General features: G+C 65.6%; 22 protein-coding genes. 6 read left to right on the plus strand and 16 right to left on the minus strand.

Translation table 11 applies throughout. The annotated features are described in order from the left end of the window. Nucleotide 1: 1 nt before the first annotated feature. Nucleotides 2-1,141 carry a homoserine O-succinyltransferase MetX gene (gene metX, locus VITFI_RS04630; protein ID WP_089415998.1) on the minus strand — a complete coding sequence of 380 codons (1,140 nt, stop codon included), beginning with the start codon at nucleotides 1,139-1,141 and terminating at the stop codon, nucleotides 2-4. A gap of 140 nt (nucleotides 1,142-1,281) precedes the next feature. Next, nucleotides 1,282-2,499 carry a metallophosphoesterase family protein gene (locus tag VITFI_RS04635; RefSeq protein ID WP_089415999.1) on the minus strand — a complete coding sequence of 406 codons (1,218 nt, stop codon included), beginning with the start codon at nucleotides 2,497-2,499 and terminating at the stop codon, nucleotides 1,282-1,284. Between the two features lie 41 nt (nucleotides 2,500-2,540). On the opposite strand from VITFI_RS04635, the gene VITFI_RS04640 reads away from it, so the two are divergent. Then, nucleotides 2,541-3,449 carry a Rossmann-like and DUF2520 domain-containing protein gene (locus VITFI_RS04640; protein ID WP_198301619.1) on the plus strand — a complete coding sequence of 303 codons (909 nt, stop codon included), beginning with the start codon at nucleotides 2,541-2,543 and terminating at the stop codon, nucleotides 3,447-3,449. On the opposite strand, the gene creD is transcribed toward VITFI_RS04640, so the two are convergent. The 3 genes from creD to VITFI_RS04655 are packed head-to-tail and all read right to left on the minus strand — an operon-like array spanning nucleotide 3,403 to nucleotide 6,955. After that, entirely contained in the window at nucleotides 3,403-4,833 is a 1,431-nt protein-coding gene (creD, locus tag VITFI_RS04645; RefSeq protein ID WP_198301620.1) for a cell envelope integrity protein CreD, read from the minus strand. The two genes, VITFI_RS04640 and creD, sit on opposite strands and share 47 nt — an antisense overlap. A 7-nt stretch (nucleotides 4,834-4,840) precedes the next feature. Then, nucleotides 4,841-6,283 (minus strand): two-component system sensor histidine kinase CreC, encoded by a 1,443-nt coding sequence (creC, locus tag VITFI_RS04650; RefSeq protein ID WP_089416000.1) that lies wholly within the window; start codon nucleotides 6,281-6,283, stop codon nucleotides 4,841-4,843. Nucleotides 6,284-6,313: 30 nt separating this feature from the next. Continuing rightward, on the minus strand, nucleotides 6,314-6,955 hold the full coding sequence (locus tag VITFI_RS04655) for a MarC family protein (RefSeq protein WP_089416001.1): 642 nt from the start codon (nucleotides 6,953-6,955) through the stop codon (nucleotides 6,314-6,316). A gap of 197 nt (nucleotides 6,956-7,152) precedes the next feature. Between VITFI_RS04655 and VITFI_RS04660 the strand changes: the two genes are divergently transcribed. Further along, nucleotides 7,153-7,797: an RNA recognition motif domain-containing protein gene (locus VITFI_RS04660; protein WP_089416002.1), complete on the plus strand. Its 645-nt coding sequence runs from the start codon at nucleotides 7,153-7,155 to the stop codon at nucleotides 7,795-7,797. 86 nt (nucleotides 7,798-7,883) lie between these two features. Here VITFI_RS04660 and lptC read toward each other — a convergent pair whose 3' ends face one another. Genes lptC through VITFI_RS04675 form a run of 3 tightly spaced genes read right to left on the minus strand, consistent with a single transcriptional unit; the run spans nucleotide 7,884 to nucleotide 10,178 of the window. After that, the gene (lptC, locus tag VITFI_RS04665) at nucleotides 7,884-8,582 is read right to left on the minus strand and encodes an LPS export ABC transporter periplasmic protein LptC (RefSeq protein ID WP_089416003.1); all 699 of its coding nucleotides are present in this window, start codon (nucleotides 8,580-8,582) and stop codon (nucleotides 7,884-7,886) included. Nucleotides 8,583-8,605: 23 nt separating this feature from the next. Beyond that, nucleotides 8,606-9,190 (minus strand): KdsC family phosphatase, encoded by a 585-nt coding sequence (locus VITFI_RS04670; RefSeq protein WP_198301621.1) that lies wholly within the window; start codon nucleotides 9,188-9,190, stop codon nucleotides 8,606-8,608. 1 nt (nucleotide 9,191) lies between these two features. Then, entirely contained in the window at nucleotides 9,192-10,178 is a 987-nt protein-coding gene (locus VITFI_RS04675; RefSeq protein WP_089416004.1) for a KpsF/GutQ family sugar-phosphate isomerase, read from the minus strand. 76 nt (nucleotides 10,179-10,254) lie between these two features. Between VITFI_RS04675 and VITFI_RS04680 the strand changes: the two genes are divergently transcribed. Further along, nucleotides 10,255-12,261: a monovalent cation:proton antiporter family protein gene (locus tag VITFI_RS04680; RefSeq protein WP_089416005.1), complete on the plus strand. Its 2,007-nt coding sequence runs from the start codon at nucleotides 10,255-10,257 to the stop codon at nucleotides 12,259-12,261. Nucleotides 12,262-12,267: 6 nt separating this feature from the next. Here VITFI_RS04680 and ssb read toward each other — a convergent pair whose 3' ends face one another. From ssb to VITFI_RS04720, 8 genes are all read right to left on the minus strand, one after another. After that, a complete protein-coding gene (gene ssb, locus VITFI_RS04685) occupies nucleotides 12,268-12,807 on the minus strand; it encodes a single-stranded DNA-binding protein (RefSeq protein ID WP_089416006.1) in 540 nt (179 codons plus the stop codon). Between the two features lie 108 nt (nucleotides 12,808-12,915). Further along, on the minus strand, nucleotides 12,916-13,353 hold the full coding sequence (locus tag VITFI_RS04690; RefSeq protein WP_089417970.1) for a nuclear transport factor 2 family protein: 438 nt from the start codon (nucleotides 13,351-13,353) through the stop codon (nucleotides 12,916-12,918). Between the two features lie 10 nt (nucleotides 13,354-13,363). Continuing rightward, nucleotides 13,364-14,149, minus strand: coding sequence for an SDR family NAD(P)-dependent oxidoreductase (locus VITFI_RS04695; RefSeq protein WP_232476670.1), 786 nt, complete (start codon nucleotides 14,147-14,149; stop codon nucleotides 13,364-13,366). Between the two features lie 11 nt (nucleotides 14,150-14,160). Beyond that, entirely contained in the window at nucleotides 14,161-14,718 is a 558-nt protein-coding gene (locus VITFI_RS04700; RefSeq protein ID WP_089416008.1) for a DUF3833 domain-containing protein, read from the minus strand. Next, a complete protein-coding gene (locus VITFI_RS04705) occupies nucleotides 14,711-16,015 on the minus strand; it encodes an MFS transporter (protein WP_089416009.1) in 1,305 nt (434 codons plus the stop codon). Before VITFI_RS04705 ends, VITFI_RS04700 begins: the two co-directional genes overlap by 8 nt. Before the next feature lie 3 nt (nucleotides 16,016-16,018). After that, nucleotides 16,019-17,230, minus strand: coding sequence for an SAM-dependent methyltransferase (locus VITFI_RS04710; RefSeq protein WP_089416010.1), 1,212 nt, complete (start codon nucleotides 17,228-17,230; stop codon nucleotides 16,019-16,021). Then, nucleotides 17,227-18,063, minus strand: a complete 837-nt coding sequence (locus tag VITFI_RS04715; RefSeq protein ID WP_232476671.1) for a DUF1365 domain-containing protein — start codon at nucleotides 18,061-18,063, stop codon at nucleotides 17,227-17,229. Before VITFI_RS04715 ends, VITFI_RS04710 begins: the two co-directional genes overlap by 4 nt. 11 nt (nucleotides 18,064-18,074) lie before the next feature. Next, nucleotides 18,075-19,445 carry an NAD(P)/FAD-dependent oxidoreductase gene (locus tag VITFI_RS04720; RefSeq protein ID WP_089416012.1) on the minus strand — a complete coding sequence of 457 codons (1,371 nt, stop codon included), beginning with the start codon at nucleotides 19,443-19,445 and terminating at the stop codon, nucleotides 18,075-18,077. 513 nt (nucleotides 19,446-19,958) lie between these two features. Between VITFI_RS04720 and VITFI_RS04725 the strand changes: the two genes are divergently transcribed. The 3 genes from VITFI_RS04725 (at nucleotide 19,959) to VITFI_RS04735 (ending at nucleotide 22,907) form a co-directional block, all read left to right on the plus strand. Then, entirely contained in the window at nucleotides 19,959-20,453 is a 495-nt protein-coding gene (locus VITFI_RS04725) for a MerR family transcriptional regulator (RefSeq protein WP_089416013.1), read from the plus strand. A 254-nt stretch (nucleotides 20,454-20,707) separates the two neighbouring features. After that, nucleotides 20,708-22,165: a group II intron reverse transcriptase/maturase gene (gene ltrA / locus VITFI_RS04730; protein ID WP_198301432.1), complete on the plus strand. Its 1,458-nt coding sequence runs from the start codon at nucleotides 20,708-20,710 to the stop codon at nucleotides 22,163-22,165. A 124-nt stretch (nucleotides 22,166-22,289) separates the two neighbouring features. After that, nucleotides 22,290-22,907: a cobalamin B12-binding domain-containing protein gene (locus tag VITFI_RS04735; RefSeq protein WP_089416015.1), complete on the plus strand. Its 618-nt coding sequence runs from the start codon at nucleotides 22,290-22,292 to the stop codon at nucleotides 22,905-22,907. Nucleotides 22,908-22,909: the final 2 nt, after the last annotated feature.

The raw sequence follows: 22,909 nt of genomic DNA on the forward strand, positions 1-22,909 counted from the left end.
TTCAAACCTCCTCCTGGGCGATGCGCTCAAAGTAGGCGCGCATCACACCGTGGTAGCGCGGGTCGTCCAGCAAAAACGCATCGTGGCCGTGGGGCGCGTCGATCTCGGCGTAACTCACGTCGATCTGGTTGTCCACCAAGGCTTTGACGATCTCGCGTGAGCGCGCCGGCGAAAACCGCCAATCCGTGGTGAAGCTCACCAGTTGGAATTTTTTGCCTTTGGCCACCGCAAACGCACGCGCCAAATCGCCGCCGTGGGCGCGGGCCGGGTCAAAGTAATCCAACGCACGGGTGATCAGCAGGTAGGTGTTGGCGTCAAAGTACTCGCTGAACTTGTCGCCCTGGTAGCGCAGGTAACTTTCGATTTGGAACTCGATGTCCTGGGTCGAGTAGTTCAGTTCTTCCGAGTCAGACTTGCGCTCACGCCCGAACTTCTCCTCCATTGAGTCGTCGCTCAGGTAGGTGATGTGGCCGATCATGCGTGCCACGCGCAGGCCACGCTTGGGCACCACGCCGTGGGCGTAAAAGTGGCCGCCGTGGAAATCCGGGTCGGTGACGATGGCGCGCCGCGCCACCTCGTTGAACGCGATGTTTTGCGCCGAGAGGCTGGGCGTGGTGGCCACGGCCACGCAATGGCGCAGGCGTTCGGGGTAACGCAGCGTCCAGGCCAGGGCTTGCATGCCGCCCAGCGAGCCGCCCAGCACGGCGGCCAGTTGGGTGATGCCCAGGCGCTTGATCAAGCGTGCTTGCGCATCGACCCAATCTTCCACCGTCACCACAGGAAAATCGGCGCCGTAAGGGCGGCCAGTGTCTGGATTCGTGTGCATCGGGCCGGTCGAGCCAAAACACGAACCGGGGTTGTTGATGCCGATGACGAAGAAGTGATCCGTGTCTAATGCCTTGCCGGGGCCGACGAGGTTGTCCCACCAGCCATCGCTTTTCGGTTGGCCGGCGTAATGCCCGGCGACGTGGTGCGAGGCGTTCAAGGCGTGGCACACCAGCACCGCGTTGGAGCGGTCCGCATTGAGGGTGCCGTAGGTTTCGTAAACGAGGGTGTAGTCGCGCAAACTCGCGCCGCTTTGCAGCGGCAGCGGCTCGGCAAAGTGCATCTGCTGCGGGGTGACCGCGCCGACCGAAGCCATGTGTCCGTTCTCCAAAACAAAAAACCCGGTTCCGCTAGAAAGATGCGGACACCGGGCTTCAGCATGTTGACTTTGGGCAGGCGTCCCTCTTTAGCTGCATTTTTTTGGTGAAGCGCCCGCAATCCGGAACAAATCGGCGCTCATGAGGGGGGCGATGTTACTTGAAATGGCACCGCCAAACGCGCCCGCCACAACGAACGCGAAGGCCCGAAGTCGTCCGGGAAGCCGATGGCTTCCAGTTCCACCGCCCCGCTGCGCCGCACCTGCACCAGGGCGTAGGCGTACATCCGATCGGTGGCCAAGGCGGGGTGCGGGGCGGCGTCGAAGGGCGAGCCGCCCGATCCCACCAGCACCTGCCACGCCCGTCCACGGGGTTGCATGACGTTGAAAATGTGCTGGTGACCGCTGAAGTACGTGGCCCCGTGCTGTTCGATCAGCGACCAGAAGGCGTCGGCCATGGCGGGATCGGCATCCATGCCCGGGTGGTCGTGGGGATCTGCGCCTTGGAAGCGGTAGGTGTAGGCGGGGCGGTGGCCGAACACAAACATCTGCCGTGCGCCGCGTGCCCGGGCTTGGGCCAGATCGGCACCGAGCCATTGCAGCGGGGCTTGGCCGTCGCGCCCCACGGCATCGGTGTTGAGGATGGCAAAGTGGCTGTCCCCCACATCAAAGCTGTAGGACAGTTGGGTTTGATCCGTGGTCAAACCGTCGGTGCAAGGCCCGCCCGGGGGGCACGGGTTGTGGGCGGTTGAGAAGTGGCTCGGCGCTTGCCCGACGATGGCGGTGAAGCGCGGCACATCAAGGATCAAATCTCCCATGTTGTCCCGCCACGCTTGTTCGTTGGCGGGGGTGGCGTTCTTGCCATGGCGCGTGGCCGGACAACTGGGGTTGATTTTGCGGAAACACTGCGTCTCATGGTTGCCGGGCACCGGCACGATGTAGGTACCCGCCTCCATCACCGTGGCCACCATGCCGCGCCAGTAAGCGTATTGGGTGTAGAACTTGGCGACGTCCGCTGCCATGTACGCCTGGGGCGTGGCCGGGAGCTGCGCGGGCACACGCGCATCGCCGTACCCCATGATCATGTCGCCGTTGAACACCAGCAAGCGCGCTTGGCGGTCGTTGACTTCCCGCAGGATGCGCGCCAGCGCCCGGGTGTTTTGGGCCCAGCGCACGTCCTGCGCTGTTTGACCCGGTTGCAGTGGATCGGCCCGCGAGTCCCCCACGGTGGCGAAACGCAGCACCACGGGATCGTCCTCCGGGGTTGCTGCGGGCGCCGCACCGTGCCACCCCGAGCATGCCGACAGCGCCAGTGCCACGAGGCCCGCGCACAGCCCTGTGCGAAAAATGGTGTTCATGCAGCGATTGTGCGGCGCAGCGGCGATCTGACAATCCGGTCATGAACCCCTTTTCGTCGTCACATTTCCGTTTGAACGTGGTGGGTGCTGGGCGCGTCGGTTTAACGCTGGCGCGCCTGTGGCAGCAGGGGGCTGGGCCTTTGCGGCTGCAAGCGCTGTGCAATCCAGGCGCCCAACGGCGGGCGCAGGCCCAAGCCCTGCTGGCCGACGGTGTGGCCGTGGTCGCCACACTGGCCGAACTGCCCCCAGCCGATGTGTGGCTGTTGGCCGTGCCGGACACCCGCATCGCCGCTGTGGCGGTGGAACTGGCGGCCTGGGCGCGTCATACCGGGGCTGAGCCTGCCATGGTGTGGCATTGCAGTGGGTTTCAACCGGCGACCCAACTGGCCGCACTGCAAGCGCTGGGATGGCACGCGGCCAGTGCCCATCCGGCGCTGAGTTTTGCCGATGTAGCGCGGGCCTGCCAGCAATTCCCCGGCACGGTGTGCGCGCTGGAGGGGGATGCCCCGGCGGTGGCTTTGGCCCACCGGGCGTTCACCGCCATCGGGGGCCAGTGTTTTGAGTTGGCCGCTTCAGATAAACCGCTGTACCACGGGGCCGCCGTGTTTGCGAGCAACTTTTTGCCCGTGTTGGCCAGCGTGGCGCAGGGTTTATGGGCGGGCAGTGGCGTGCCGTCGGCGCATGTCCCGGCCCTGATGCAGCGGTTTGTGCGCCTGGCGGCGGACAACGTCTTGGCCCTGGGGCCGCACGCGGCCCTGACCGGGCCAGCCGCCCGGGGAGACACCGCCGTGTTGACCGCCCAGGCCGCAGCGATGCAGCAGCGCGACGCCGATCTCGGCGCCGCTTACAGCGCCCTCAGCACGCTGGCCCAGCGATTGGCGCAGACGGGCCACGCGCTGCCGCCTATTCCACCGGCGGTGACAAGGGATCCTTCCGCCCCGGTGGGGTGAAGGCGCTGTACCAGTCCACCCGCCGCGTCAGCCACATCACGGCGCCCAGGGCGAGGAACAGCCCGACCGAGCCGATCACCAGCGCCATCTGCTCGCTGTTCAGCAGCAGGTAAACCAGGCCATACAACCCGGCCATGCCCGCGCCAAATCCCAGCCCAGCGCGGGAGGTGCCCAGCATGTGCCCGGTGTACAACCCCAACAGCAGCACACACGCTGCACTGGCCACCGCGTAAGCCCAGGCGAACGACAGGTGTTCGGACAGGCTCAACAGCAGCAGGAAAAACAGCGTCAGCGCCAGCCCGACCAAAGCGTATTGGATCGGATGCACCCGGCGGATGCGCTCCCGCCCCAGCACCTCGGCCAACGCCACGGCCATGAAGGTCAGGCCGATGAACAGCAGGCCGTACTTGATCGCCCGGTCGCTCAACATGTAGGGATTCACGGGGTCGATGAAGGTGACGGTCAGGGTGTCCAGACAGTTGTCCGTTGGTGCGGGCGCATCGCCTTCTTCGCCGGGGGCGGCATAGCGCGACGGGCTCGGGCTGGCGCACAGGGCCTGGCCCTTGCGCACCTCGGTGGACGCCGAGCTGGCCAATGCCGAAACACGCCAACGGGCGCTGAACCCCTGAGGCGTGATCTCACGCTCCACCGGCAAGAACCGTCCGCCGAAGGAGGGGTGCGGCCAGTTGGCTTGCAGGCGCCAGCGGGTGTCCTCCGCCACGGGCACCAGGGCGAGGCGTGCGGTGCCGGCCAGCTCCAGGGTGATGTTCAGGTGCAACGGCCCCGCTGTGGCAGGGGCGACGGCGTGCCAACCCTGGGTGTAAATCTCGTGCCCGGTGCCCGGACGCACCACCCATTCGGTGGAGCCGTTGGCCGTGTCGGCCACGGTTTTCACTTGGGCGGCGCGCACGCCACGCACATCCCCCAGCGCCAGCATGAGGGTGGGGGCTTGGCAGCTCAGGCGCCCACCCGGGTGCTCCGCTTGCGCCGCCAGCGCCCCGACACCATCGCGCCACTGCACTTCCAGCGTCAACTGGGTGACGTAGCCGTTGACCTTGAACAGCCCCCGGTAACGCGCCTCGGTGGTCAACTGGCTGGACACCTCCAACACCGAAGGCGGCGCCACGACGGCGTAAGTGCGGCGTTCGGTGCGGGTTTTGCCGTTGTCATCACGCGCCGTCCATTCTTCGGTGCATTGGCGCTGCAACAGCGGGCCGATGAGGGTTTGCTCACCCGCCGACGCCCGTTGCACGCTGCGCACAGCCTCCTCTTGGCGAGCGCTGCGCTCGTCCACCAAAAAACCGATGCGCGCCAGCAGCAGCGACAGCAGCACCGCCACCAGGCCAATGCCCAGCAGCTTCCCCAACAAAGGGTGTTTGAACATGACAACCTCACGCAGAAGGGTTCAGTCGTGGCAGGATCAGCCGCACCCGCAGGCCCGGCGCAGCGGGTTCCGCCTGCCAACGTCCACCATGCAGCGCGGCCACTTGGGCCACGAGGGCCAGCCCCAGCCCGTTGCCTTGCCGGTCATCCAGTGGATTGGGCAGAGCGAAAAACCGCTGTCCCAGTTGGGGCAGCACGTCGGCGGACACACCGAGGCCATGGTCGCGCACACACCATACGGCTTCGGGCCCTTGTCGGGACACCCCCAGCTCCAAAGTCGATCCAGCCGGCGCGTACTGGTAGGCGTTGAGCAGCAGATTGGACAGCGCCATCGACAGCATGGCCGCATCTCCCGGCACCTGCACGGTCTCGCGTGCTTGCCACACCACTTGCACATGACGCTGTTGCAGCCGTGCGAAGTAGCCCGCCAGCACTTGTTCACTCAACGCCAACAAGTCGATGGGCGTGGGTTGGGTCAGGCCTGCTTGGCTTTCGAGCCGGGCCAACGCCAACAGCCGTTCCGTCAATTGCCTGAGCTGTTCCACTTGGGTGACGATGGCCTGACGTGTCGGGTGTTCAGGCAACCCTCGTGCCGCATCGGCCAGGGCTTTCAGCGGTGTTTGCAGTTGCTGCTTCAAGCCTTGCACATCCCGCTCCAATTGACGTCGGCCAGCCAGGCGCTGGCGCATGCGCTCCAGCGCCCGTGCCAACTCGCCCAATTCGCCAGGCAGCGCCGGTGGGCGCAGGCTGGCGCTGGCATCGCACGCCGGATCGCCGACGCACTGCGCGTAGTGGCGCAGGCGTCGAACCTCGCGCACGGTGCGCCACGTCACCACCGCGCCCACAGCGGAAATGAGGGTCAGCAAGCCGACACCGGTCCACAGCATCTTGTCCTCGGTGCGCTGCACAAACTCTGCCACTGTGGATTCGGGTTTGGCCACCGTCAGCACCCCCAGCAACTCCCCCTGGTGACGCACCGGCGCTGCCACATACAACACCGAGCTGCGGTCATCCTCCGGGCGTTGAAGCGTGGCGCGGGCCCCGTACTGGCCGCTCAGGGTGCGGGCCACATCTCGCCAGCGCGAATAGTCCTGCCCCACCGCCGAAGGTTCCGCCGAATCGAACACCACCCGCCCTTGCCGGTCGGTGACGTACACGCGCAAATCCAAACTTTGCTTGGCCACGCCCCAGATGGGCGCATTCACCGAACGAGCGCGGTACGCCTGGATGCTGTGCGCCAAAGCACTGCCATCGAGCGTGCCACCGGCGGGCATGGCGGCCAAATCGCTGGTGGCGACCTCGGCCAGCAAATGGGCGGTGTCCACCAGCCCATCTTCCATGACCTCACGCACATTGGGCGTGATGCCCGCCACAAACACCCGGGCCACAGCGAACGCCGCCGCCCCGATCACCAGCGCGAACGCCAGCAACAAGCGCCATCCCAGTTTCATCACCCACCCCTCCCCAGAAGTTCATGTGATTCACCGTAACGCGGGCGAGGCCAAGATCGGGAACAGCTTCACCAGGCCGTCGGCCAGCAATTCCACCGCCATGGCCGCCAAGATCAGCCCCATGAGGCGGGTCATGACGTTGATGCCGGTCTTGCCCAGCACCCGTGCAATCCGCCCGGCGGCTGAAAACGCCAAGTAGGCTGCCAGGGCGATCACCACACCGTACCCCACCAACACCGCGTGTTGCCAGAGGGTGCGGGTTTTTTCTGCGTAAATCACCATGGTGGAGATCGTGGCCGGGCCGGTGAGCAGCGGCACGGTCAGTGGCACCACGGCGATGGAGGCCCCTGCATCCGCATCGGCCTGACCCTGATCCAGCTCATCCTTGCGGGTTTCTGGCGGCTGGGCGTTGAGCATGTGCAACGCACTGGTCAGCAGCAGCATGCCCCCGCCCACTTGGAACGAAGCAATGCTGATGCCAAAGAAGGTGATGATCTGCAAGCCCGCCACCCCGCTGATGGAAATCACAGCGAAGGCCGTCAGAGCGCTGGTGCGGATGGTGCGCCGTCGCTGCTCCGCCGTGAACGACTGGGTGAAGTGGATGAAAAACGGCACCACGCCGATCGGATTAACGATCGCCAACAGCGCAATCAGAGGTTTGATCAAATCCATGGTAGGCACATAAAAACGACACCGCCGCGCATCGATTGTGCGCACCGCGTCGGAAATGGTCTCATAATGCCCTGGGGCATGACATGTGGTGTGCCTTGGATATTGCTGTGTTGGGACGCGGCGCCTTCGCTGGATGATGGTTCACGCTGGGTGGAAGCTCCACATGGTCTCTTTTGGAATGAACAGGAGCTTTCCCAATGGGAAACAAGCTTTACGTCGGCAATTTGGCTTACAGCGTGCGCGACGAGTCTCTGCAAGAAGCGTTTGCCGCCTTTGGCAACGTGACCTCCGCCAAGGTCATGATGGATCGTGAAACGGGCCGCTCCAAGGGTTTCGGTTTCGTCGAAATGGGCTCGGATGCCGAGGCTCAAGCTGCCATCAATGGCATGAACGGCCAACAACTGCAAGGTCGCCCGCTGGTGGTGAACGAGGCCCGTCCGCGTGAAGAGCGTCCGGGCGGCTTCAACCGTGGCGGCTTCGGCGGCGGCAACGGGGGTGGCGGTGGTGGTGGCTTCGGTGGTGGCGGCGGTGGTCGCAGCCCCTACGGCGGTGGCGGTCGCAGCCCCTACGGTGGCGGTGGTCGTGGCGGCTACGGCGGTGGCCGTGAAGGCGGCGGCGGTGGCTACGGCGGTGGCCGTGAAAGCGGTGGCGGCTACGGCGGTGGTGGTGGTGGCTACGGTGGCAGCCGTGATGGCGGCGGTAGCAGCTACGGCAGTGGCCGCGATGACAGCGGCAGCTACGGTGGCGGCTACGGCAGCAACTACGGCGGTGGCGGCGGTCGTCGCGGTGGTGGTGACCGTGATCGCGGTGAAGGCGGCGGCTACGGTCGCGGCGGCTACTGATGTGATGCCAGCGCCGCCTGCCTCTGAGGCGGCGCCGAACAACATAAGAACAACAGAAAAAGCACAACGCGTTTGCGTTGTGCTTTTTAGTTTGGGGAAGCGGAAGGCGAACGTGCCTGCGCAGGGAGGAATCGGGCGCGTGCAGGCCCCGTCAGGGTCAGCACACGGGCAACGCCATCGAAGTGCATGGCCTGCGCTTGAAAAAGGCTACGCCCCTGCTCAACCTGGGCCAGCTGGTTCGCGGTGACATCGTGGCGGCGCGTTTGCAGTGTGAGTTGTTCGCCTCGGAATTGAATCGGCTCGGCGTCTGGTAGCCGGCTGCTCACTTGGGCTTGGCCTTCTAGCCGAACTTGCACGCCTTCATCGTCCATCCAAGCTTGGCGCGCATCCGCCGTGATGGCCCGGCCATCGGGTAAATGGCCTTGGAGGGCGAGGGTGTCGATGCGAACGTCCTGGGTGTCTTGGAAGTGCTGAAGGTGCTGGCCTCGCAGGATGAGCACGCGCTGCCCCTGGGCGTCAAAGCGCTCTGCTTCAAAATTTTCCAGGCGATAGTCGGGCACGTGCCGCACGGGGGCGGTGGTCGCGGTGTCCGGTTGGCGGGGGGCATGTCGCACCAGCCACCACGTTCCCAAGGCCAGCAAAGCCATCAAGAGCAAGGGCCATGCGGCGACAAACAGTCCGCTCACCCAGCGCCACCCCGAGCGGGGCGTGCCCAGCCGGGGTGCCGTGGCGCCAACGGAGACCGGAACCTCCGGCAAATCGGGCAGATGCAGTTCCACACTCATGTTGGCACGCGGGCGGCTGCGCGTCAGCGCCCGTCCAGAGTGACCATCAGGCCGTGCAGCACATCCACGTAGCGCCCGCTGGCCATCAGCAGCAGATCGCAGAACTCCCGTGCCGCGCCCTCCCCACCGCGTGCCGTGGTGACGTGGTGAACCACCGCCTTGACTTCCTCATGCGCATTGGCGGGCGCACAGGCAAAACCAGCACGCACCAACAGCGGCAGGTCGGGCCAATCGTCGCCGATGGCGGCCACTTCCGGCCAACGGATGCCCAATTGTTGTAGCAACGGGGTGGCAGCGGCCAACTTGTCACTGGCGCCGTAGACCGCGTGGGGCAACCCCAGGTCGGCCACGCGGCGACGCACAGCAGGCGAGTCTCGCCCGGTGATGACGATGGGCGTGATGCCCATTTGCCCGATCAGTTTGAGGCCATGACCATCCAGCACGGAAAAGCCCTTGAAAACCTCGCCAGTTTCTCCGATGAACAAGCGGCCATCGGTCAGCACGCCATCGACATCAAAAATGGCCGCTCGAATGCCTCGGGTGCCGCCTCCCTGGGCTTTGAGCAGCAGGGCAGGCGGGAAACGCAGGGCGGGAGAACTCATGCTCATGTCAGATCACCTTGGCGCGCATCAAATCGTTGGTGTTCAGGGCACCGACCAGGCACCCATCGTCGTCGATGGCCAGCACGCTGGTGATGCGGTGCTGCTCCATCAGGATGGCCGCGTCGACCGCCAGCCCATCGGCCCGCACCAGCTTGGGTTCCGGATTCATCACATCTTGCGCCCGCAGCGAGCGCAACTCTGCACCGGCTTCGATCAGGCGGCGCAAATCACCATCGGTGAAGATGCCCAGGGGTCGGCCTTCCTGCACGATCACCGCAAACCCAAGCCCTTTCTGGCTCATGACGTGCATCATGCCCAGCAGCCTTTGATCGGGTGCCACACAAGGCAGGGCTTCGCCAGTGCGCATCAAGTCGCGCACATGCATCAGCAGTTTGCGGCCCAGGGCGCCGCCCGGATGGGAGCGTGCAAAGTCGTGCTCACGGAAACCGCGTGCGTCCAGCAGGGCCACTGCCAGCGCGTCTCCCATGGCGATTTGCGCCGTGGTGCTGGCGGTCGGGGCCAAATTCAACGGGCACGCTTCTTGATCGACGGCGGTGGACAGCACCCAGTTGGCATGGCGTGCCAGGGTGGAATGGGGGCGGCCCGTCATGGCCACCACGTCCACCCCCAGGCGGCGGATGGCCGGCAAGATGGCGTTGAACTCATCACTTTCTCCGGAGTTGGAGATGGCCAACACCACGTCCCCCACCGTCACCATGCCCAAATCGCCGTGGGCGGCTTCCGCTGGATGCACAAAAAACGCCGGTGTGCCGGTCGAGGCCAACGTGGCGGCGATCTTGCGCCCGACATGGCCACTTTTGCCCATGCCCATCACCACCACGCGGCCTTGCAGGCGCAGGAGGTGCTGCACCACGGCCAAGAATGCATCGTCCAAGCGGTCACGCAGACCCAGCAGGGCCTGGGCCTCGATGGTGAAGGTGGTACGCGCCAGCGACAGCGCACGCTGGGAATCAAAGTCAGGGGAAGAGCTCACGGGGGGGCATCTGAATGAGAATGGCCGCAAATTCTAGGCTTCCCCTTCCCTCGGCCCTTTTGATTGATCGTTGTTGATGGCCACCACCCTCGAAGTTGTTCTGTTGTACTTGGTTGCGGCTGTGGCCGGCGTTGTGGCCTGTCGCAGTTTGAAGCTGCCGCCGATGTTGGGCTACTTGGCCGTCGGGGTGCTGATCGGCCCCAACGCCCTGGCCTTGGCCAAGGATTCTGCTGGCGTCAAATACCTGGCCGAATTCGGGGTGGTGTTCCTCATGTTCGTCATTGGGCTGGAGTTCAACCTGCCCAAGCTGCGCAGCATGCGCACCTTGGTGTTTGGCCTGGGGCTGTCCCAAGTGGCGCTGACCACGTTGGGTGCTGTGCTGGGCAACATGCTGCTGACGTGGCTGTATACCGCCCTGGGGCGCGCTTGGGAGCTGAGTTGGCAAGGGGCGCTGGTGCTGGGATCGGCCATGGCGATGTCGTCCACCGCCATTGTGGTCAAGCTGATGGCCGAGCGGTTGGAGCTGGAATCGGAGCACGGCAAGCGGGTCATCGGGGTGCTGCTGTTCCAGGATTTGGCCGTGGTGCCGTTGCTGGTGCTCATCCCCGCGCTGGGTGACCAGGTGCGCGAAATGGCCGTGGCGATGGGCTTGGCCCTGCTCAAGGCCAGCGTGCTGTTGACCCTGTTGCTGGTCGGCGGCCAGCGGGTGATGCGCTGGTGGCTCACCTTGGTGGTCAAGCACAAGAGCGAAGAGTTGTTCATCCTCAACCTGCTGCTCATCACCTTGGGGCTGGCTTGGGTGACGGAACATGCGGGGCTGTCCCTGGCGTTGGGCGCGTTTGTGGCGGGCATGTTGGTGGCTGAGACCGAGTTCAAGCACCAGGTCGAGACCGACATCCGACCCTTCCATGATGTGCTGCTGGGCCTGTTCTTCATCACCATCGGCATGAAGCTGGATTGGCACCCCGTGTGGGAACAATGGCTGTTGGTGCTGCTGTTGACCACCTTGCCCGTGTTGGCCAAGTCGGTCATGGTGGCGGGGCTGGCGTGGGCATTCCGGGCGCCGCCGGGGGTGGCGATCCGCACGGGGTTGTACTTGGCCCAGGCGGGGGAGTTCGGTTTCGTGTTGCTGACCCTGGGGGCGGCTGAGGGCCTGATTGCGCACAAGTGGCTCAGTCCGGTGTTGGCGTCGATGGTGCTGTCCATGTTGGCGACGCCCTTCGTCATCATGGTGAGCAATGCGATCGTCGTGCGGCTGGCGGCCAGTGACTGGTTGATGCAATCGGTTCAACTGACGACGATTGCCAAAAAATCCATCCGCACGCAGGCCCACGTGATCATTTGCGGCTACGGGCGCAGCGGCCAAAACCTGGCGCGGCTGCTGGGCAAGGAAAACATCCCCTACATGGCCCTCGACCTCGATCCGGATCGGGTGCGACAAGCTGCTGCCGCCGGGCAAAGCGTGGTGTTCGGGGACGCCGCCCGGCTGCAAAGCCTCACCGCCGCCGGATTGGCACGCGCCAGCGCGGTGGTCATCACCTACCAAGATACCCCTTCGGCTCTGAAAATTTTGCAACTGGTGCGGGAGCGTGCGCCGCAGGTGCCCGTGGTCGTGCGCACCTTGGACGATTCAGATTTGAGCAAACTGCGCGCCGCTGGGGCCACCGAAGTGGTGCCCGAGGCGCTGGAAGGGTCGCTCATGCTGGCCAGCCACGCGCTGGCGCTGGTGGGGGTGCCGATGCGCCGGGTGATCCGCATCGCCCGCGATGCCCGGGATGCCCGTTACAGCCTGCTGCGGGGCTACTTTCACGGCGCCGATGACGATCTCACCAGCGAGGAGCGCGACCAAGAGCGGCTGCGCACCCTGAGCCTGCCCCCTGGAGCGGCCTGTGTGGGCAAGCGCCTGGCGGATCAGGCGTTGTACACCTTGGGGGTGCAGGTGGTGTCGGTGCGCCGGGCCGACGGCCATGTTGAAACCCCCAACGAAACCTTGGTGCTGGCCAGCGGGGATACGCTGGTGCTGTCCGGCTTGCCCGAGGCGCTGGCTTTGGCAGAAACCAAGTTGTTAACGGGACGACGCTGACGCCAATCAGAACGGGATGTCGTCGTCCATGTCATCGAAACTGGTGGCGGGTTTCGGTGCGCTTGCCGGGCGGGCCACTGGCGCCGGTGCGGCCATGGCCGGTGCCGGGCGGGCCACCGCCGGACGGGCGGGACGGCTCGGCGCAGCCTCTGCACCACCGCCGTAACCGCCACCGTAGCTGCTGCCGGCCTCATCACCGCCGCCCATCGAGTCCCGCCCGCCGAGCAGTTGCATCGAGTCGGCCACGATCTCGGTGGTGTAACGGTCATGGCCGTCTTTGTCCTGCCACTTGCGGGTCTTGAGGCGGCCTTCGATGTAGCACGAGCGGCCTTTTTTCAGGTATTCCCCCGCGATTTCCGCCAAACGGTCGTACAGCACCACCGAGTGCCATTCGGTTTCCTCCATGCGCTCGCCGCTGTTGCGATCTTTCCAGTTGCGGGTGGTGGCCAGGCGCAGGCTGCACACGGCGGCGCCGTTGGCGGTGTAGCGCACCTCCGGGTCACGGCCAAGATTGCCGATGAGGATGACTTTGTTGATCGAGGCCATGAGGCGCACTCCTGCGGAGGGTAAAAAAGACGGAACATCAGAAAACAAGGCGGCGGATTTTGCCGCACCCCTTGCCTCCCAGCGTCCGCTGCGTACAGGATTCTCCCCTCACTGGGGTGCCGCCAGGCGACGGCGCAGCCAACGCACCACCCCACCCAAGCCGGGGAGTTTGGCGTACAGCTCCTCAGCGGTGTCCCAGTAATCGCGGTGCAGCACGATCCGGCCATCGTCCCCAAAACGCAAGTAACTGGCCCCATGCAGGGTGAAGGCCCATCCCCGCGCCCGGCCATGAAAATCCCAGGTGAGGAACGCCTCTTGCCCCTGTCGCACCCGCGTATGCACCACAAAACGTGGTGCTTCCAGCACGTCGAACATGTGGCGGAAGATGCGTTGCAAGGCGGCAAGCCCCTGCACCTCTTGGAAGGGGTCTTTGAACACCACCGTCGGGTGGTAGTGCGCGCCCAGTTGCACCAAGGTGTCGGGGCGCAGGTGTTCGAAAAAATGCGCCAGACGGGCGAGGGTGGGGTCTTCTTCGGCGGTGTCCATGGCAGCATCCTCACGCACCGGTGATGCGGCGCACCAGGGCTTCGTATCCTCGCATGGGCAGGCAGCCTAGCGCCTTGAGGGTGTAGCTGAAGCGTCGCGGGAAGTGAATCTCAAAATCCCCGCGAGCCCAGCCGGCCAAAATGGCTTGGGCCGCTTGCGTCGGGGTTTGCAGGGCGGGCATGGTGAAGTCGTTCTGCGCCGTCAGCGGGGTGGCGACGAACCCAGGATTGACGAGCGACACCCCCAAACCCAGCGGCGCCAACTCCAAATGCAGCCCTTGGGCCAAATGGATCAGCGCCGCCTTGGTCGGCCCATAAGCCAGCGCCTTGGGCAATGCCCGGTAACCCGCCACACTGCCCACCACACACACATGCCCGCTGGCTTGCGCTCGCAACCGTGGCAAAACCGCCGCCAGCACATGCAGCGTGCCCAGGTAGTTGACCTCCCAGTGGCGCCGGATCACGGCCAAATCAAAGTCGCTGACCCCCATCGGCGTGTAGGTGCCTGCGCACATCACCACCATGTCCAAGCGGGGCAGCAGGGCTTGCGCTTGCGGCGCAGCCAGGGCCACCGCTGCGGCATCGGTGACATCCAGTGCCAGCGTGCGCAGCGCTGGATGGCTGCCCGCCAACCCCACCAGCGCCGCAGAGGGACGGGCCGACACCACCACCTGCGCCCCTTGTGCCAACAGGGCGTCGGCCAGAGCGCGGCCAATCCCGGTGGAGGCTCCCACCAACCACACCCCCCGCCCGTGCCAATCGCGCAGCGGTGGATTCAATGGCGCCCACAAACCCATGGCCATGCTCCTCAGAGTTTGTGAAAGGCCAACGTCACCTCACCCAGGCGAATGCCCCATTTGCTCATCACCGCTTTGTTGAGCATGACGCGGTCATCCATCAGGAACATCCAGTCGTCAAACTGCACCTCCCAGGTGCGGCCATCCACGTTCAGCGCCAAGGTGTAGCGCCAGCGCAGGGCATTGCCGGCAGCATCGCCCTGGGCCTCGCCGACCACGTCCGCCGCCCGGCCGCTGTATCGACCGTCTGGGCCTTTGCGCAAATGCCAAACGCGGCGCTCGGTATGGCCGTCGCTGTAGCGGAAGTCTTCTTCCAGCACGCCTTCATCGCCTTGCCAGCGGCCCACCATGTCCACGGTGAAGCGCTTGACCACCCGCCCCGATCGGTCGGTGAACAGGCCGTGGGCCACCAATCGGCCATTGAAATACTGAGCCAGGTCGAGCCGAGGGGTTTCCTGGGCGTAATCGGTGGGCTGTGGGCCGGCGCATCCTGCCAGCAGGGCCAGCCCTGCCAGCAAGGTCGAGCGGCGCAGGGGACGCCACGGGGCGGGGGTGGAAACGTCAGTCATGGGGCAGCTCCTTGGAAGGTTGAAAGGCCGGATCGCGGGACAGCCACCACAGCAGCCCTCCCGCCAGGCTCTTGAGCACACAGGGCAACACGGCGTAGCCCAGCACCAGGGGCGTCAGTCCGAGCGCGTTGGCTGGGGGGGCGTCCGGCTGGCCGGGTTGGTAGCCCAGGCTGGCCAGCAGGGGCAACGCCATGCCGGCGGCCAAGGCCAGACTCAACTTGCCGGTGAACTGCCACCAGCCAAACCACAGCCCTTCGGCTTGGCCTGCTTGTCCGGCGCGGCGCAGCAGTCCGGCCAGCAGGGCGGGGGGCACACTCAGGTCGGCCCCCTGTGCCAGTCCACACACCAGACAAACGACCGCGAACGCCGCCACGTCGCCGGCGCCCAAACGGGCTGCGCTGACAAAACCCACCACCGCCAGCGCCATGCCGGCACCCCAGGCGCCCACCAGTCCGATGCGCGACACCCCCCGCACCCACAACGGCAGCGACAGCGCCGCCGCACCAAAATACAGCGCCAGCAGCCAAGGCGCGGCTTCGGGCGCCGCCAGCCGGTCGCGGATGAAAAACAGCACCAGCGTGGCGGGCAGCGCACTGGCCAGCCCGTTCAGGCCGTACACCCCGAGCAAGCGACGCAGCGGGGCATGGGCCAGTGGTGCCCACGACGTTCGCCCATTCGGCGGGGATGAGGCCCCTGTCCCGGTGGGTTGCGGCCAGGGCTGGTGCCACAACAGCCCCATCCCCAGCCCGAGCCCGATGGCCAGTGCCCCGGTGCTGGCCTCTAAACCAAGGGTGGCCGGCAGCACACTGGCACACAGAACCCCCAGCAATGCCCAACCCTCGCGCCAGGCGACGACGCGGGTGCGCTGAGTGGCGTCACCGCCCTGCCGGGCGCCCCAGGCTTGGTGCAGCACCGTGAGTCCACCGTGGGCCAGCGAACACAGCATCAGCATGGCCGCCGCCCAAGCCAACAGCCACGCCGGATCACCGCGCCATGGCATCGGCGGAAAAAACAGCCCTGTGAACGCCAGCGCCAGCCCGCCTGCCATGCCCCACGCCAAAGCACGCAAACGGCGCGGATGCGCAAACCACGCATCCACTTGGCGACCGATCCAAGGGTCGATCCACGCATCCAACAGGCGCACGCCCAGCAAGGTCAGCCCCAGCGGAGCCAAGGGCACGGCCAACTCGCGGGCGTAGTGGTCGGGCAGCACTACGTAGAGCGGCAGTGCCGCGAAGGCCAGCGGCCAGCCCAGCAGCCCGTAGGCCCAGCCGCCCACGGGCGTGGTGGGTGTCATGGCTCAGTCTCGCACCAGGGTGAACTGCATCACGTCCGTGGTGCCTGCATCAAAAGCCGCCTCACAGTAGGCGAGGTAAAACTCCCACAGGCGCAAAAACTCCGGCCCGAAACCCTGCGCCCGAACGGCGGGTTCTTGACGAATGAAGGCATGGCGCCAGCGCCGCAGCGTCTCTGCGTAGTCGGGGCCGAAGGCCAACTCGCGCACCACGCGCAGCCCCGCACGTTCGGCCGCCGCCCGGAACACCGCTGGGCTGGGCAGCAGCCCACCGGGGAAGACGTACTGCTGGATGAAGTCCGTGCCGCTGCGGTAGCGGGGAAACAAGTCGTCGCGGATGGTGATGCTCTGCACACAAGCGCGTCCCCCGGGGCGGAGCTGGCGCCGCAGCGTGTCGAAGAACTGCGGCCAGTACGCTTCGCCCACGGCTTCGAACATTTCGATGGACACGACGCCGTCGTAAGGGCCATCGTCGATGTCTCGGTAATCTTGCAAGCGCAGCGTCGCCCGGTCGGACAGCCCTTGGCAGGCCAAACGCTCCTGCGCCCACGCCAGTTGCGCCGGAGACAGCGTCACCCCTGTGAGTTGCACGTCGCGCCGGGCGGCGTATTCGGCCATGGCGCCCCAGCCGCAGCCGATTTCCAGCACCCGTCCGCCCGGGGTCACGCCCAGCTCATCCAGCGCCCGCTTCATCTTGGCCCGCTGCGCCACCGCCAGAGACTGCTCGAACTGGCCTTCGAACCATGCGCTCGAATAGTTCATCGACCCATCCAGCCACAGCCGGTAGAAGTCATTGCCCAGGTCGTAATGGGCGAGGATGTTGCGCCGGCTGCCGCTGCGCGAATTGCGCCGCCACAGGTGGCGCAGCCGGTAAAACCAGCGCCCCCACACCTTGCCATACACCGCTGATTCCAGCGCCTCGCGATTCGCCAGGCACAAGCGCAGCAAGGCCGGTAAGTCCGGGCTGTGCCAGCGCCCCAGGATGTAGGCTTCACCCAGCCCGACATCCCCCGAGCGCAGCACCTCGGCACACCAGCCCCAGTCGGACACGTGCAACGCGGCCCGAGGGGCATCGCCCTGACCGAAGCGCAACATCCGGCCATCGGGCGTTTGCAGATCCAAGGTGCCCACGCGCAGGCGGGCCAGCAAGTTGAGCAACTGGCGTGCGGCGTGCGGCAGTCCAGCGGGCAGGGCCAGGGAGACCGTGGTGGTGTTCATCGTGGAGTCCCAGAGGAGAGCGAAGGGCCGCCCGTCGTGCGACGGCCGGGGTGGGGCACCACCGGCACCCGTGCCCACCACAGCCGCAGCGCTTGCCAATGGATGCGGGCGAACACGCCCAGCGTCATCCAAGGCATGCGCCACAGCGTGCGGCGTTGCACGGCTGGGGTGAGCGGGAAGAGGGTGCCGGACTGGCTGGTCAGCAGCAGCGGGCCGGTGGCATCGTGATGTTCGATGCGGGCGACCAGGCGGCCAGACGAGGCGCTGCCCGGGGCGGCTGGAATGCGCAGAAAGCGGAAACGATAGTCCCCGGCCACTTGGCAGAAGGGGGAGACGTGGAACACCTTGTCGGCCTGCAAAGTTTGCCCCCACGCCAATTCGGACGCGCCCGGCCCCGGACGCAGCACATACCCATGCCGTTCCCCAAACGTGTTGTTGACCTCGGCAACGATGGCCACCAAAGCGCCGTCGTCCCGGTGGGCATACCAAAAGCTCACGGGTTTGAAGGCGTAGCCCCACACCCGGGGAAAACATTGGAGCCAGATTTCCCCTGTGGCGTCCCTCACCCCCGATTGGGCGAGAACCCGTTCGATCCACGCCAGGCTGTCCTCCTCACCCTCGCCGTGATCCGCATCGTGGAACGCCAGCGGAGCCCAGCGGTTGCGGGCCAAGGCCGGCCAGGGTTGGCGCCGCAGTTGGCGCATGGGCAGCAGCAGGAAAAACCCCTCGTAGGCAAATGCGTGGTGGGTCGGGCGCAAACGGGTGTGGCGCACCCCGCCCACACCCAACAAGGGCACAGCCGGCATCGGGGCATCAGGGGAGGTCGAGGTCATCGCGCTGTGCCTCACGCTGCGGCTGGGGTGGCCCCGACCGACATGGGCTGCCAATGCGCCAGCAGCGCTTGCGCAGCGCGGCGGCCAGACTGCAAACCATCCTCATGGAACCCGTAGCCAGCCCACGCGCCACAAAACCACAGCCCGCGTTGGCCTTGAATGTCGGGCAGCCGCTGCTGTGCGGCCACGGCGGCGGCGTCGAACACCGGGTGGGCATACTCGATGTCGGCATGGACGCAGCGGGCCTGCGGTTCGCGCACGGGGTTGAGGGACACCAGCACCGGCTGCGCCCAGGGCAAGGGCTGCAAGCGGTTGAGCAGGTAGTGCAAGCAGACACGCGACTGCTCCTGCCCCAAGTCGGGTGAGCGTTCGTAGTTCCAGGCGGCCCAAGCCCGGGGGCGTTGGGGCAGCAAGCGGGCGTCGGTGTGCAGCACCGCCCGGTTGGCTTGGTAACGAATCGCCCCCAGCACGGCCCGTTCGGCGGCGCTGGCTTGGCCCCCTCGGGCTTGCAGCAGGGCCAGCGCTTGGTCGGCGTGGCAGGCCAAGACCACCGCGTCGAAGCGTTCGCTGGCCCGGTCGGTGTGAATCCAGACGCCTGCTGCACCCGATCCAGGCGGCAGGGGAACCACCGCCCGCACCGAGGTGGCCGGGCGCACCTCGCAGGTGGCGGGCAACTGCGCCAACAACCGGCGCACGTACTGGCGCGAACCCCCGCGCACCGTGAACCAGCGGGGGCGGTTGCTCACTTGCAGCAGCCCGTGGTTGTGGCAAAAACGGATCAGCGTCCCGATGGGGAAACGCAGCATTTGCGCTGTCGGGCACGACCAGATGCAGCCGATCATCGGCAGCAAATAACCTTGCCGAAACGCCGGGCCAAAGCCATGCCGATCCAAGAAGGCCGCGATGGGTTCGGCCAGTGCGGTGGCTTCGCCGGTCACGGCCAGCGCGGTGGCCAAGCGGTTGAAGCGCAGGATGTCCGCCAACATGCCCCAAAACGCCGGGCGCAGCAGGTTGGCGCGCTGGGCGAACACGGCACCCAGGTCGGAGCCGCACCACTCCAGCGGGCGGTTTTCTCCGGGGAGCAGGCCCGGGGCCTGCACGGAAAACGACATGTCCGACGCCGCCGTCTCCACGCCCAGCGACTGAAACAGCTCGATCAAACCCGGATAGGTGCGTTCGTTGAACACCAAGAAGCCGGTGTCCACCCCGTGGGTGATGCCGTTGAGGGTCAAGTCCAGGGTGTTGGCATGCCCACCGATGTGCGAGGGGCCGGCGTCGAACAAAGTGACACGGGCTTGCTCACGCAGCGTCCAGACGGCACTCAGCCCGGCGATGCCGCCACCGACCACCGCCACGCGGGGTGCCAGCGCCAGGGCGTTCATGAGCACACCTGCCCAAGATTCAGCACCGCAGCGGCCAAGCGTGCCGTGCCGGGCCGATGGGCCATGCGATGGCGGCACGTGGCCAACCCACGCGGCGCACCCGCAGGCAGAACTGAAGAGACCGGGAAGAAAGAAGCTGCGCAGCGCCGAGGGGCGGAAGAAGAAGGGAGGGAGGAGGAAGACCGCCCCCGGGTGCCACCTGAACCGGTCAGGCGACGGCTGCGCAGCTTTGACAAGACGGCTCCAGGGGTCGCGTTCCTGGAGCCGGGGCAAGTGCCGGAGCACTTGAACCCAACCCACGCTCGTCTGACAGGGGGACGATGCATTGGTTCCATGACGAGTCTCCTGAATTTGTAACAAGGCGTCAAAGCGGTGCCAAGGGCACGGTGCTTCGTCGACATGTGGACATTCTGAAGCTAAAAATTCTATTTGTCCAAGACAAATATGGGGATAACGACGCCAACACGGCTTTTTGTCCATGACGGAAGCGGATTTGTCATTGACAATGTAGGCATGAGCTTGTCTGCCCCTGCCTCTCCAACCAGCCTGACCATCGCCGAAGTGGCGCGCGAAACCGGGTTGGGCAAAGACACGTTGCGCGTCTGGGAGCGCCGCTACGGTTTTCCTGTGCCGCAGCGGGATGCCCAAGGTGAGCGTCTGTACAGCGCCGACGATGTGGAGCGCTTGCGCCTGATTCGTCGCCTCATGCTGCAAGGGGGCCGACCGGGGCAGTTGGTCGGCTTGCCGCCGGACGCGCTGCGTCAGCGTTTGAGTGCGGCACCGCCGGCCCCGCTGCCGCTGGGCACACGCGGCACCTTGGAGTGTGCGCCCAGCATGGGCGTGAGCTTATGGGGTGAAAGTCCCCTGTGGGAGTACCGGCCTGGACGCGAAGAGCGAGCAGGACAACCACGAGTCGAGGGCAAGGGCGTCGCTGCGAGGCGGGGTCTGGAGGAAGCCGTAGACAAGAGGTGCGAGGCGACGAACAGAAACCACATAGAGGAGGCCTAGGACGCCAGACGAGCCGGCACTGGATGGCGAAGTCTGATGGTACAGCGTCTAGGGTAGATGTGGCGCTTGTGCATCGACAGTTCACGTTCTTACCTGGGGAGGTCTGCATCACGTGCGGCATGGAAGGAAACGCTTTGCAAGGAAGGATCCCGGAATGGGATGTACCGGGTTATCAACGTCCTAGCGCCGTGGGGAGCTGCCCCCTGCGAGACGAAGAAACAGGCAGCGCCCTTGCGAGCCATGCAGCGCGTGGCGTGGCAACACGTTGCGTGATGGTGCAGAAGTCAGCAGAGGCCGTAGTAGGGGCGCAGGTTAAGCGCGCTGAAGGGCCGAACAACGAGAGACAAGGAGCAGACACAGCCATCTCGACGGCACCGGTGAACCCGAAGCGGGGGAGGTGTGCGGGCGGCGGTGGAGGTGAGAAACGAGCCTTGAGACAAGACGAAGTGAAGCGAGAAGGACTGCTAGAAAAGGTGCTGGACAGGGACAACCTGTTGAAGGCGTGGAAGCGGGTGAGGGCCAACAAAGGAGCGCCGGGCATAGACGGCGTGACGGTGGAGGACTACCCGGAACAAGCGCGGCAACACTGGCCCAGGATCAAGGAGCAGATCGAGCGAGGGCGCTACGAGCCGCAGCCGGTCAGGAGGGTGGAAATCCCGAAGGCTGGAGGAGGCAAGAGGGCGCTGGGCATCCCGACCGTGATGGACAGGGTGATCCAGCAAGCCATAGCGCAGGTGCTGAGCCCGCTGTACGAGGTGGAGTTCAGTGCGAACAGCTACGGGTTCCGACCAGGCCGCAATGCACACCAGGCGATCAAGCAGGTGCAGCAAGACGTCAAGCAGGGCTACAAATTCGCGGTGGACATGGACTTGGCCAAGTTCTTCGACACGGTCGATCACGACGTGTTGATGGGGCTGCTGGGCCGCACCATCGGGGACAAGGTGCTGCTGAGGTTGATAGGCAACTACCTGAGAGCAGGGGTGCTGGTGGGATACCGCGTAGAGCCGAGCGAAGTGGGGACGCCACAAGGCGGGCCGCTGTCGCCGTTACTGGGCAATGTGATGTTGCACGAGCTGGACAAGCAACTGCACAGCAGAGGGCACAGGTTTGCGCGCTATGCGGACGATGTGGTGATTTTGGTGCGCAGCCTGAGGGCGGGGCATCGGGTGATGCACAGCGTCAAGAAGTTTGTGGAGGCAAAACTCAAGCTCAGGGTAAATCAGGCGAAGAGCCAGGTTGCGCCGATGGGAGAGTGCAAATTCCTAGGCTTCACGATCAAGGCGGGCAAGATACGGTGGCACAAGAAGACGGTGGAGAACTTCAAAAGCCGGGTGCGGGGGCTGACGAGGAAAGGCTGGGGGGTGTCGATGGATCACCGACTGGCTGAACTGAGAAAGCACGTGCAAGGGTGGATGCAGTACTACGGCATCAGTCAGTATTGGAGGCCCGTACCGGGGCTAGACGAATGGATCAGAAGGCGGATGCGATCGGTCTACTGGAAACGGTGGAAGAGGAGCAGGACGAAGATCCGGGAGTTGTTGAGGCTGGGCGTGAATAGACGCATGGCCTTTAGGCACGGACTGAGTGGCAAGGGGAACTGGCGCATGGCCAGGAGTCCGGCGTTGCGAATCGCGTTGACAAACGAGAGGTTGCACGAGACGGGCCTGGTGAGCGTGGTGGCCCTGTGGAAGAAGGCTCAGGGGTATACCTGAGCGGGAAGGAGAAGCGAGCTTCGTCGAGCGAGCCGACTTGTTGAACCGCCCACTGCGGACCCGCATGGTGGGTGGTGTGGGAGCTGGGGGCTAAAGACCCCCGGCTACCCGATTGGCGCCCGCCATGGCCCTGTTAGAGCGGCATGACGGTGCGGGTTTACGCGCCCATTTGCACCAAGCCCAAGCGCGGCTGGGGCTGGCGGCGTGGGTGCAGGGGGTGCTGGCCCCCCTCACACAAGCGGTGGGGAGTGGGTGGGCGCAGGGCCAACTGAGCGTGCATCAAGAACACTTGTATTCGGAAGTGGTGCAAGACGTGCTGCGCCAAGCCATTCGTGCGCTGCCCGTCCCTGGGCCGACGGCTCGCCCGCGTGTGTTGCTCACCACGTTGCCGGGGGAGAGTCACGGCCTGGGCTTGTTGATGGCTGAGGCCTTGTTGGCGCTGGAGGGGGCGGCTTGCATCAGCCTGGGCGTGCAGACACCGGTGGATGCACTGGTGCAAGCGGCCCACATTCACCGCGCCGACATCGTGGCGTTGAGTGCCACGGCGTGCCAGCCGGAGCGCAATTTCGGACAAGCGTTGCAGACGCTGCGCAGCCAGTTGCCCGGATCGGTGGCGTTGTGGCTGGGCGGATCGGCCACGATGACACGGCGCACGTGGCCGGCAGGCTGTTGGCCCGTGAGTGCGCTGGCGGACATCGGGCCGCGTGTGCAGGCGTGGCGGTTGGGGGCGGGGTTGGGTTAGGC

The organism is Vitreoscilla filiformis (assembly GCF_002222655.1).
Taxonomy (GTDB): Bacteria; Pseudomonadota; Gammaproteobacteria; order Burkholderiales; family Burkholderiaceae_C; genus Ideonella; species Ideonella filiformis.